The organism is Lacinutrix cladophorae (genome assembly GCF_053604645.1).
In genome coordinates this window covers 38,641-50,838 of record NZ_JBSHNR010000121.1, presented here as the reverse complement: position 1 = coordinate 50,838, position 12,198 = coordinate 38,641, and the positions used below count along the sequence as shown (strand labels likewise).

The 12,198-nt window shown below is 31.0% G+C and carries 8 protein-coding genes; 3 read left to right on the top strand and 5 right to left on the bottom strand.

Features of this window, described 5'->3' with window-relative positions; all coding sequences use genetic code 11:
* Positions 1–100: 100 nt before the first annotated feature.
* From ACVC3Y_RS13265 to ACVC3Y_RS13255, 3 genes are read left to right on the top strand one after another with little or no spacing between them, the layout of a single operon-like run.
* Positions 101–1,285, top strand: coding sequence for a response regulator (locus tag ACVC3Y_RS13265; protein ID WP_303421722.1), 1,185 nt, complete (start codon positions 101–103; stop codon positions 1,283–1,285).
* 26 nt (positions 1,286–1,311) lie between these two features.
* Complete coding sequence (locus ACVC3Y_RS13260) at positions 1,312–1,806, top strand: glycosyltransferase family protein (protein ID WP_303421724.1); 495 nt, start codon at positions 1,312–1,314, stop codon at positions 1,804–1,806.
* Between the two features lie 11 nt (positions 1,807–1,817).
* Positions 1,818–2,819 carry a type I phosphomannose isomerase catalytic subunit gene (locus ACVC3Y_RS13255; protein ID WP_452227155.1) on the top strand — a complete coding sequence of 334 codons (1,002 nt, stop codon included), beginning with the start codon at positions 1,818–1,820 and terminating at the stop codon, positions 2,817–2,819.
* Between the two features lie 4 nt (positions 2,820–2,823).
* Here ACVC3Y_RS13255 and ACVC3Y_RS13250 read toward each other — a convergent pair whose 3' ends face one another.
* From ACVC3Y_RS13250 to ACVC3Y_RS13230, 5 genes are read right to left on the bottom strand one after another with little or no spacing between them, the layout of a single operon-like run.
* The gene (locus ACVC3Y_RS13250; RefSeq protein WP_452227154.1) at positions 2,824–4,113 is read right to left on the bottom strand and encodes a phenylacetate--CoA ligase family protein; all 1,290 of its coding nucleotides are present in this window, start codon (positions 4,111–4,113) and stop codon (positions 2,824–2,826) included.
* Positions 4,110–5,789 carry a C45 family autoproteolytic acyltransferase/hydolase gene (locus ACVC3Y_RS13245; protein WP_452227153.1) on the bottom strand — a complete coding sequence of 560 codons (1,680 nt, stop codon included), beginning with the start codon at positions 5,787–5,789 and terminating at the stop codon, positions 4,110–4,112. Before ACVC3Y_RS13245 ends, ACVC3Y_RS13250 begins: the two co-directional genes overlap by 4 nt.
* A complete protein-coding gene (locus tag ACVC3Y_RS13240) occupies positions 5,779–7,317 on the bottom strand; it encodes a phytoene desaturase family protein (protein WP_303421732.1) in 1,539 nt (512 codons plus the stop codon). The genes ACVC3Y_RS13245 and ACVC3Y_RS13240 overlap by 11 nt, the downstream gene beginning before the upstream one ends.
* 4 nt (positions 7,318–7,321) lie before the next feature.
* Positions 7,322–10,999: an MMPL family transporter gene (locus tag ACVC3Y_RS13235; RefSeq protein ID WP_452227152.1), complete on the bottom strand. Its 3,678-nt coding sequence runs from the start codon at positions 10,997–10,999 to the stop codon at positions 7,322–7,324.
* Entirely contained in the window at positions 10,992–12,188 is a 1,197-nt protein-coding gene (locus ACVC3Y_RS13230; protein ID WP_303421736.1) for a DUF2062 domain-containing protein, read from the bottom strand. The genes ACVC3Y_RS13235 and ACVC3Y_RS13230 overlap by 8 nt, the downstream gene beginning before the upstream one ends.
* Positions 12,189–12,198: the final 10 nt, after the last annotated feature.

Here is a 12,198-nt window from a genome sequence, read left to right as displayed (position 1 = left end):
TACCATTCGTCGATACTTACCTATAGGTTAAACTAAATAACAATTTTAAGGTTGTCTTCTCCTGTACATTTGTAGTATCAAAACAAAAAAAAAACGAATTATGAAAGTTTTAGCAATAGATGACCAACAATTAGTATTACTTCCTTTACAAAAGCGATTAGTAGCATTAGGATACGAAGTGCAAGTAGAAACAGACGCTAAAAAAGGGTTAGAATTATATGAATCCTTTAAGCCAGATTTAGTGATTGTAGATATTAATATGCCATTTGTTTCTGGGTTAGAGGTTGTAAAACATATAAGAATTACTAAAAACTCGCAAACACCAATTATGGTTTTATCTGGTGATACAAAAGATGAAACGATTACGGAAGGTTTTGAATTAGGAATTAACGATTATATGAAAAAGCCATTAAGTTTAAACGAGATAAGTGCTCGTGTAAAACGATTAATTGGAGTTCCAACATTGCAAAATGTGGTGACGAATAGTAATGTAATGATACAAGAGCGTTGCGTTGGTGTTGTAATACCATGTTATAACGAAGAAGAACGTTTATTAAGTGATGAATTTATAAGCTATATCGATAAAAATTCTGGTTATCATTTATGTTTCGTAAATGATGGAAGTAAAGATAAAACATTAGAAGTTTTAAAAGAACTACAAAAAGGAAGAGAAGATTTTATTACCGTTTACGATTGTGAGAAAAACGGTGGAAAAGCAGAAGCTGTTCGTTTAGGAATGTTACACATGTCTAAAAAAGAAGATTTAGATTATATCGGGTTTTTAGATGCAGATTTATCAACAGACTTAGCAGATTTTGACGATTTAGTAAAGACAATTGAAACTTCAGAATTTAAAATTGTAAGTGGTTCTCGTATCTCAAGAATGGGAGCGAATATCACTAAAGAATCCGCTAGAAAAATAATCAGTTTAACCATCAATTTTATTATCAGAAAGATTTTAAAAATGGATTTTAAAGATACACAATGTGGCGCTAAAATTTTCCGTAAAGATGTAATTGAAATTGCTTTTGGTAAAAAGTTTGTAACCCAATGGATTTTTGATGTAGAAATCTTTAAAAGAATGAGTATTCATTTCGGATTAAAAGAGGCGAAAACAATGCTTTGCGAGCAACCATTAAAAAGATGGATACATGCAGATGGTTCTAAGTTATCTATGAAGGATTCTGTAAAAATTGTTGGGCAATTAGGACAAATAGCTTGGGTATACAGAAGTAAAAAACAATACTTAAAAGCTGTCAGTTCAACAGATTTAAAAGTAGCCTAATAATAACAATAAAATGTAACTAAGTCATGAAAATAGGTATTATCATCATCTTTCATAATAATGAAAATGAAATTGACACTTCCTTCTTTATAGAGCAAATTAAAAAGACTCCAAATATCGAATTGTGTTTAGTAAATAATGATAGTAAAGATTGTACTTACAGTTTGTTAAATGAAATAAAAGAAGCATGTAACAACGTTTCTGTAGTAAACATTAAAAAATTCAAGTCAGATATTGCAGCAGTAAAAGCAGGGGCAAGATTTATGTTTAATGCGTTTAACTTAAAACATTTAGGTTACGTTTCTATAAATATGTTAAACATTAAATATTATGGTTTAAATGGCTTGATTCGGGTAATAATAGAAAATCAAGAAGTGATTTTAAACTATAATATTAAGAAAATAAAAACCTATGAAATCAAGCAAACATTATTTCAGAGTTTATTTTCAGTAATAGATTATTTAAAAAAAATACAAACGAATAACCCGTTTATTCAATTACAATATCAAAGAAACCTTTAAAAGAAAAAATTATGAAAGTTTATCCAATAAAATTCAATCCAATATTAAAAGAAAAAATCTGGGGAGGTAACAAACTAGGTACCCTTTTAGGAAAAGATACAAACAAAAATAATGTAGGTGAAAGTTGGGAGATTTCTGATGTAAATGGAAATATTTCAGAAGTTAGTAATGGAGCTTATAAAGGAGCTAGTTTAAAAACACTAATTGAAGATCATGAAGCAACGCTTTTAGGAGCAGAGAATTTTGCAAACTTTGGATATAATTTTCCGCTATTAATTAAATTTTTAGATGCGAAAACAGATTTATCTGTGCAAGTACACCCAGATAATACAATGGCTAAAAAACATCATGATTCTTTTGGTAAAACAGAAATGTGGTACATTATGGATAGCGATGAAAAAGCAGATATTGTTTTAGGTTTAAAAGATAAAACTACAAACCCAAAAGTTTTAAATCATATTAATGCAACTAATGTAGATACTATTTTTAATAGAGAACAAGTAAAAAAAGGAGATAGTTTTTTTATTCCTGCAGGAAAAATTCATGCTATTGGAGCTGGAGTTCTTGCAGCAGAAATTCAACAAACAAGCGATATTACTTACCGTGTTTACGATTGGGATAGAACCGATGATTCTGGACAAAAAAGAGAATTACACACGCAATTGGCAGAACAAGCAACTAAAGAGTTTGATACTAATGGTAAAGCAAGCTACGATTTAAAACCAAATACAAGCGCAAGTTTAGTAGACTGTGAATATTTTACAACTAACATTTTAGATATTACCAACCACCAAGTAAAGAATTATAGTCACTTAGATTCGTTTGTAATTTTTATGTGTGTAGAAGGGCAAGTTGAAATAACAGCTGGTTTACATACCGAAACGGTAAAGATGGGAGAAACGATTTTAATTCCTGCAAATACAGAGGAGGTAGTATTTAGTTCTAATACAGCAAAACTTTTAGAAGTTTATGTAGATAAAGGTTTAGTGCAAAACATGCAACAAGCGTCATAATACATTAGGATCGCTTATCAATTACCAAAATAGGTTTTCTGCTCATTGCAGGAAACTGTAGTTTTTGAATTTCTTTTTTATCATGAAATGCTATTCTTGGCGCAACACGAAGTTTCGCTCTAAAGTGATCTTTAATACTTTGTAATAATTTTTCGGAAGGATCGGTTGCAGCAATTTTTATTAGAATTTCATCGGTACCAATATCATTATGAGAAATCTCGATAATATAACTTTCTACTGCATTAAAATCGTTTAAAATATTATCCATTGCAGGAGGATACAAAGTGGTGCCTTTATATTTTATCATTTGTTTTTTTCTACCAACAACTGGTCCTAAACGCATGGTGTTTCTACCACAAGCACAAGTTTCTTTATGTGCCTTTACCATATCACCAGTTTTAAAACGCAATAGAGGCATACCCTCTATACCTAAAGTTGTGATGGTTAATTCGCCAACTTCACCTTCAGGAACAACATGATCTTTATCGTCTAAAATTTCAACAATAATTAATTCTGGGTGCTGATGCCCTCCTTGTTGGTGTTCACATTCGGTAAACGCAGTATTCATTTCGGTAGAAGCATAGGTAGAAAACAATTCAATATCCCACTTGGCTTTTATTTTTTGCGACAAGGTATTTAAACTAAAATCTTGTTCGCGCAACGGTTCGCCTATGCATATGGCACCTTTAACTCCAGATGCATTTATATCTATTTCATTTCGTTCGGCATACTCCATAAGTTTTAATAAAAACGAAGGAACAGCTATCAAATAGGTTGGTTTAAATTTTAAAATGGAATCCCATTGTAATTCTGGTATTCCTGCGCCTACACGAATGATTCCAGCACCAAGTTTACGTACACCAAGAAAGTATGCTAATCCTGCCATAAAACGCCTGTCTATGGTTGTCATGAGTTGCACAATATCTTCCTTGCCAACTCCTGCACAAGCAAAAGAAATAGCTTCGTTATATGCTAAACGCTCTAAGTCATTATCGGTTAAAGCAAAAGTTACAGGGTCTCCTAAAGTACCAGAAGTAGTAACATAATCGATTATTTTACTTTTTGGTACACATAAAAAAGCATCATTATTTTGTTGTAATTGGTCTTTGGTTGTAACTGGAATTTTAGATAAATCTTCAATAGTTTGAATAGCATCAATTGCAATATTGTTTTCTTTAAAAACACGTTTGTAGTATGCTGAGTTTTCATTTAAATACGTTAACAATTCTGCTAATTTATTTTCTTGAAAAGCTTTAATTTCTTTGGTTGATGCTTGTTCTATTTTAGGAATCATAAATTTAATTTCCTTTTAATCTTTTTAATATATTTATCTAATTCCTCTTGATCTGGAACGGTAGTAATTTCTTTGGTATTTGCAGTTTCAAAAGCATGTAAAGCTGCTGTATAAAATCCTTTTTCGTAATAATATTTTCCAACAAGATAATATACTTCCCAATACTCTGGGTTTAGTTGAATGGTTTCTGTAAGCTTTTCTGAAGAAATTTTTGTTTCATTACTAATAGCATGTTGTAATGCTTTACTAGCTATTCTGTAGGCTTCATAATTTTTATATGCTTCGGTAAACTGAAACGCATCTGCTTCAATGGTTAATTCTGGTATAGAAAGGTTTAGATGGGAAGCGGAAGCATCTGCAAAAACCTCATCTAAATCGTAAGCTACAAATGCACCTAATTGATACGGATTGGATGAAACCCAAACCTGTCGCTCTTCGGGTTTAAAAACAATACCGTGGTGTGCTAAAAGTTGGTTTAAGGCTTTCTCATTGCCATAACCAATGGCTTTATCATGTAAACCTTCTTTGTTTCGTAGAATAGCTACAGCGTCTTGTACATTTAACTTTTCGGTAGCAGCTAAAAGTTCTTCCATACGTTCGTAACGATATGCTGAATGACTTTCGGCTATTGCTTTTATGTTATTTTTATCTTCTGCATAAGCGTCACTTTGAAAGTGATTGGTACATATTAATTGGTTGGTGTTTTCTACTTGATACACACCAAAATTCTTAGGTGAAACCTCAATAGTAATGGCTTTTTTGTCTTTTGCACTACCAACAAAAATGGATTCGGATACAAAAACCTGACGTTTTTTGGCAATGGCTATGGCTTCATCAATAGTTGATGCATATTGTAAAATTTCACGATTTAAAATAGAAATTGGTGTTTTGGCAATCCAAGGAATTTTAGATTTCCCAGCATTTATAGTCACTGTAAGTCCGTGTTCATTCATACCAGAAACTATACCAATCATTCCGGGCCAAGTTACCGACATAAATTTGTAACCTTCTGTTGGGTTTACAAAAGCTACTATTTTATTTTTTGCGAAGTCATCACCAGCATAGAAATCTAGGTTTCTACCTATTAATAATTGTCCGTCTTCGGTTTTATTCCCCCAAGCAGCAAAAGAAGAACAACCAATCAACATTAAATCTTGCATGGCGTGACCAATATCATGCGCGCCGTGAAGATACAACACTCTTAAATATTCTTCGGCAATATGATTATAGTCGTTGGATGCATATTTGGATAGCCCTAAAATCTCTGCTTTGTAAGCTTCTGGAATATGTAAATACATCTTTCGATTGTAGAAAGCTAAAACTTTTCGTAGTAGATATTGCTTGAATTTAGAGGGAACCAATTCGTCTACTTTACTTAAAAAAGCATGCTCTTGGGTTTTAAATAAATCTTCGGTTAATAAACCCGTATTTAAACCAATTTGGTAAGCGTTTCCTTCTACAAACAATTCATAAGAACCATATTCGTTTTTTGCAAAACTATTATTTCCTGAAGCAAACGTAGAATCGTTAATTGTAATTTTTTCTGAAATTGTTGCATCATAACCACTTACATCTGGAATGTCATGTATAGATTTTGAGATACCACATGAAGTGAGTGCCGCAAAAAGTATGACAACTAAAAACGAAGTGTAGCAATTAAAATTTTTAATCTTCATGGCTGTTAGATTCTAAAATCTTATCTAATAAATAATCTTTACCAAGAATTTCGGAACAGGTAATAATAGCGCTTATCGTTACTCCTAAAATTCCGTGCATATTTAAACTCTGACCGGTAAAAAACAAGTTTTTTATTTTAGTTTTTGGCGATAAATGTGAGTGTAAAGGTTTGTTTACATCTTTAACATAGGCGTACATAGAACCACGATTACTACCAATATAATCTCTATAAGACAAAGGTGTTGAGGTGTAATAAGCTTCGATACAATCTCTAATATTAGGGAATTTTTTTACTAACTCATCAATAAGTGTTTCTGCTTTTTCGGTTTTAAATTGCTCGTAGGTTTGCCCTCTGTCGTTTTTATTTGCAACGGTATTGTGTGTGTCTTCCCAAGGTTTTACTTCGTCATAATTCATATAGGTCATTACCGCAATACTATCACCAAATCCGTTAGAATTTTTCTTAATTCCCATAGACATCATATATCCTTCTGGCCAACTTTCTTGTGTGTAGTTGTGGGAATCCCAAACTTTCGTAGCATCTTTAAAATGGTAGAAGTTTTTATTTTGATATTTAAACGTGTTCGGTTTTAAAACAAGGTATAAAGTGAAAGCAGCAATGGTACTTTCAATTTTTTCAATTCGGTTGGTGTATGATTTTCTAAATTTATCTTCCCCTACCATTTTTACAGTAAGTTTCGGTTCTATATTAGAAATAAATAAACCACCTTTAACCTCTACTCCTTTGGTTGTAGTTGCTGAAGTGATTAAACCATCTTCAAATCCGAATTTTGAAACTTCGTGATGTTTATACACTTCTCCACCTTCGGCTTTTAGTCTTTTAATTAGCACTTTGGTAATTTGGCTTCCACCATTGACACAACGATAGGAACTTTGTATATAGGAGTTTGTAGATAATGCATGTACAAAAAATGGTGTTTTGTTTTGATCTCCTGCATACAAATAATTAGAACCAGCTAAAACCGCTTGCAGTTTTTTATTTGTTGTAAATGAATTTATGTATTCTTTTGCTGGTAGTTGAAAAATTTCAGCATCATCGTAATAAGGCTTTCCTTTTTTAAGGGAGTATAACGGGAATTTAAGACAGGTTTCTTGTAGCTTTTGGCAATACATTTTGATACCTTCTTCTTCATCAGGGAAATCTACTAATAAGTTTTTTATAAAATTATCGTAGCCTTGTGCATGTTTATACTCTTTAGGGTCTTCATCAAAAGAGATGACATCAAAACCATCTTCATCCATTTTATGAAGCTGTATGCCGTCTAAAATATCAATATATTTAAAGTATTGATGTAAGTTTTGTCCTTCGCTTAAGCCACCAATATAATGTACTCCTGTATCAAAAATAGTTTTGTTACGAACAAAGGTTTGCAGGTTTCCACCATATTGATTGTTTTTTTCTAAAACGCAAACACTCTTTCCTTCTTTGGCAAGAATAATTGCAGAAACCAATCCAGCGAGACCACTTCCAACGATTACAACATCATAATATTCTTTGTACTTCAATATTTTATTTTTTTAAGATAATAAGTGTTTCGTTTTCTTTTTCAACTTTAAAATCTAAAGATTTTAAAAGGTCAATATATAAATTTCGACATTCTTTTAATAATACAAAAACATTTGCAGTATTTGCTATATTTTTAATTTCATTTTCAGGAATCCCTTTAAGATTAAGTATAGCAGTATTAGTGTTGTTTTGTATTAGTTTTTCTATAGAATTATACACCGAAATTTTATAATGTGTATTTGTAATGTAGCTATTTTTAACTATTGCACTTTCAATTTTGTCTTTAATAAACGTATGTATTTTCCTGTCTGGATGATCTAAAGCCAATAGTAAGTCTAGTTGTCCAGAATCTTTAGAAAAATGTGTAATAACATCTTTTTCGCCAATAGTATCTAGAATTGCTCTATAATTTATTGCGTTGGTCTTTAAATCTGTTTTAACCTTTTTATAAAGTGCATCTCCTTTATATCTGTAATCTTCTAAAACAATACGATGAAAGTATGTTTCGTTTTCTAACTCATCACGAAGTAGATTAAATTCTTTCTTAAAATGAGCACTTATTGCTTTCGTTTTTTCTCTAGATGTAGAACCAAAACTTTGATCTTCGGTTGTAATTCTATCTAATATTTTTATGGTAAGATGTTCTCTTTTTATTATAAAGCTTCCTTTTGGTAGGACTTCAGAATTACCATGAATTAGTATAGGCAGAATATCTAGATTTAATTCTTCGGCTAAGAAAAAAGCACCTTTATGAAAACGTTTTATCTTGTTTGTATAAGATCTAGTTCCTTCTGGAAAGGCCATTAAAGAATAGCCTTGATCTAATTTGTTTTTTAAATGTGAAACACCACCATCAATACCATTAGAAACTGGATAAAAACCAGCCATTTTTACAGTTCTTCCAAAAACAGGAGAGTTGTATACCCAATCGTTTACCAAGAAAATAATTTTTGGAGATTGCATACCAATTGCTAGAATATCTAAAAAAGAGGTGTGGTTTGCAATAATGATAGCTTGTTTTTTAAAGGTTTCGTTATTTAGATTTAGAGTTTTTACCTTAACAAATGGATTAGTAAAAAATACAGATCTCATAAATTTAGAGAGCACTTGATGAAACCAAGGCATTTTTACTTTTTTAGAAAGCGGAATGAGAGGGAAAACAATAGCTGCTATTAATCCCAATACAAATCCACCAATACCATAATACCCAAAAGAAAAAAGAGCATGTAATAATAAATGCAAAGTTATTGGTCTTTTGGTTTTACTTCCAATAAATAACTTAAAAAGTAAAGGTTGTATACTAAACGAAATTAATAAAGCAGATAAAATACCAATAATCGAAACTAGCGAGATGGAATGTAAAGCAGGATGCTTAGCAAAAATTAAAACACCAACGCCTAAAATAGTGGTTATAACCGAAAGTATAATAGAGGTTTTATGTGTTGGTAAAGCTATTTCTCCTGTTTTATATTCGTGCAGTAAACCATTAGTAATAAAAATACAATAGTCTATACCTAAACCAAAAATAAAGGTGGAAATTATGATATTAAATATATTAAACTGTATACCAAAAAATCCCATTGTACCAATGGTTAACAGCCAAGTAAGTGCAATTGGAATTGCTGTAACTAAGGTTAAAGAAATACTTCTGTAAAAAAGTAATAATAATAATAAAACAACGATAGAAGAGTATAAAACTAGACGATTAAAGTCGGTTTTTAGATTGCCTAAAAAAGTTTCGTTCATGTGTTTTCTATCTACAACGACTGTTTTTTCTTGGTTTTCAAAAGTTTCTACTAGGCTTTGTGTGTTTTTATCTTGTACTTTAACTAAAGTAGTTACGGTAGAGAAATCGTTTTTGGAAGAAATATAATCTTCGGTAGAAATATTTTTTAAAGCTTTAAAGTCGGTAACCGTTAGCGGATTAAAAGTATTCTCTAATAGCGCATAAAATTTGTGGAAGGTGGTTGGTTTAAAACCTAAAGTTTTTCCGCTTTCCACTAAATTGTTTTTTGTGTTTTGAATGTTTTCTATAGTCCAAAACTGCTTCCAAGTATTAATTTTCTGATTTTGAATTTCTTCAGATTGAATTAAAGAACCAATAGAACTAAACTGAATTATTTTATCATCCTTTTGAAGCTTTTTAAGCATTGGGAAAATAACATCATTAGCTTGTAGTGCTTCGTTTTCTGTGTTTCCGTATGTGGCTAAATACACCGATTTTGATGAAATATTAGTAAGTGCATCTAACCTTTGTTGCGCATCCATTAACGATTTAGGTTCAAAATTTAGTTTTGCTAAGTCGTTATTAAAAGTCACTTTGTTATAGGTAAAAGCACTAATACCTATAAGAATTGCTAAAGCAATTAAAACCCATTTGTTTTGGTGCAAAGGATAAGAAGCTACGCGATCTATAACATTTTTTTTAGTAGCCGTTTCTGTTTTGGTATTATATACTTGCGGAATAAAAAGTAGCGCAAAAACCGAAGCGCCTAAAACACTAATTGCTGCAAAAATGCCTAAATCTTGTAATGCTTGCGACTCAATAAACAATAAACATAAAAAGGCTAAAGCTGTTGTTAAACTACTGATTAAGATAGGTTTAGTAATTTCTTTATATAACTGTTTTGCATTGTTGTTACTGCGAATATGTGTAAGAATATGTAGCGCATAATCTAGAGTTACACCAAGAAGTACTGAACCAATACCCAGTGAAATTGCAGATATTTTACCGCGTATAAGATATAATAAGCTTACCGCCAAAAGTGCACCTAAAATGGTAGGTGTAAATAGAATAATTGGTATGCTTAATTTTTTGTAAAAAAGAATAAGAATAAGTAATAAAACGGTTACAGCAATACCAACAGTAAGTTGAATGTCTCTTTTTATTTGCTTAGCATTTGCAACAGCTATAAGCGCTCCTCCAAAATATTCAGCTTCTACTTTATTTTTAAATGTTATATTCAGTTGATCTTGTAGTGCATATAAATTATCTGCAAAAGTTGCGTTTTCTGCTGTTTCGCTAGATGCAAATGTTGGTGTAATAAAAAGCAGTACATTGTTTTTGTCTTTACTAATTATAAATCCGTTATATAGCGTGAAGTCATCACCAAAACTTAATTCTTGTAGTTTTTTTAAAGCAATAAAAGATAAGCCTAATGGATCTTTTAAAATGGTTTCTTTAGCCACAAAACCAGAAGGGGAAACTAAGGTTTTATAATTAGCATTCGTGGTTTTTTGAATACTATCTTTATCTAGTTTTTGTTGTATGGTTTGGTAATCTTCTTTATTTAAAAACAAAGGTAAATTGTTGTATACAAAGTCTAAGGTATTCATTACATCCTTATCTGCAACTTGCCCTTGAATGTCTTTTATATATGCTTCTGAAGAATTAGAAATACTATCAATAAACTGCGATGCATAGTTGGTTAAATCATCTGTATTTCCGTTTTCTTTTCGTTGAATATTTACAATAATCTTATCGGCAAAATTAACTTGTTTAAGTACTTTTTGTGCTTCGGAAGATTTTTCGCTTTGCGGAATAAGTTTGGTAATATCTTCTTCGAATTTAATATTTGAAGCTAGAAAAAATAAACCAACAAAAAGTGCTAACAAAATACCAATGCTTAAAGGTTTTTGAGAGGCAATACGTTGGTGTATTTTATAAAACAGCTTATCCATTTTGTAATGTTATGTTTTTTTTATTAAAAATAGTAAACAGTACAAAACTTAGTATACCTAATACCATTGCAGATAATATAGCCAATGTAAAACTACCAACTAAGTAGGTTTTTAGGTGATCTGTTATTTCGAAACCATTTTTAAACATATCTAAAGTATAGTTGTAGTCTACACCTAAAATAGTTTGTCCAATTTTTGAACTTGCGTATAACACAAAAGGAATAAAAGGGGGTAAGCTTACATTAGAAAAACCAAAAGAAATTGCTTTGTTTAATCGAAATAGTACCGCTAATGAAATTACTAATAGGGTATGAAAACCCCAAAAAGGAGATAAACCAATAAATACTCCAAGTGCCACAGATAATGCTTTTTTTGTTGGTGTGTCTTGATGCCCTAAAAAGTCTTCGATAAAGAATCGTTTAATTCCTTTTTTTTTTAATTTTCGGAATAAATTTCTCGGCTTTATGTAAAATGCTAATATTAATATTAAGCAAGTGTTTAAAATGCTAATTCTTGTAAAATCTTTAAAAGGTCTAAAATGAGAAACGCGTTCGGTTTCATCATATAACACCTTTATAGGAATGTTTTTTACTTCTACATCATTCCACGCTGCTTTTACAATTACTTCTATTTCAAATTCGAATTTCTTTGTATAAAACTTTAGTTTTTCTAAAGCTTTTAGAGGATACATTCTAAAACCAGATTGCGTATCTGTTAGTTTAATTCCTGTTTCAAACCAAAACCAAAAGTTAGAGAATTTATTTCCAAAACTACTTTTCCCAGGAACGGTTTCATGACTCATATTACGAGCTCCAATAAGTAAAAGATTTTTGTTTTTGGATTGTTCTAAAGCTGCTACAAATGCTTGAATATCTTCTGGAAAATGTTGCCCATCCGAATCAATAGTAATAGCATAATGGTAGCCTAAAGTTGTTGCTTTAATAAAACCTTGGCGTAATGCATTTCCCTTTCCTTGATTTTTAGGAATAAAAATATGTTGTACTTGCGAATAGTTTTCTAGAATTTGCGCAGTGCTATCTGTAGCTCCATCATTAATAATAATGATGTTTTTTGTGTATTGCAAAACACCATCGATAACACGTTTTAATGTACGCTCGTTGTTGTATGTTGGAATTAACACACAGATTTTCAGATTGTTTATTTTATTAATTAATAGCTCGTTAGTCACTTAAAGAAAG

Bases quoted from the DNA above. Each gene is read 5' to 3' on its own strand.
- ACVC3Y_RS13265 (WP_303421722.1), top strand. From the start codon at position 101: ATGAAAGTTTTAGCAATAGATGACCAACAATTAGTATTACTTCCTTTA.
- ACVC3Y_RS13260 (WP_303421724.1), top strand. From the start codon at position 1,312: ATGAAAATAGGTATTATCATCATCTTTCATAATAATGAAAATGAAATT.
- ACVC3Y_RS13255 (WP_452227155.1), top strand. From the start codon at position 1,818: ATGAAAGTTTATCCAATAAAATTCAATCCAATATTAAAAGAAAAAATC.
- ACVC3Y_RS13250 (WP_452227154.1), bottom strand. From the start codon at position 4,113: ATGATTCCTAAAATAGAACAAGCATCAACCAAAGAAATTAAAGCTTTT.
- ACVC3Y_RS13245 (WP_452227153.1), bottom strand. From the start codon at position 5,789: ATGAAGATTAAAAATTTTAATTGCTACACTTCGTTTTTAGTTGTCATA.
- ACVC3Y_RS13235 (WP_452227152.1), bottom strand. From the start codon at position 10,999: ATGGATAAGCTGTTTTATAAAATACACCAACGTATTGCCTCTCAAAAA.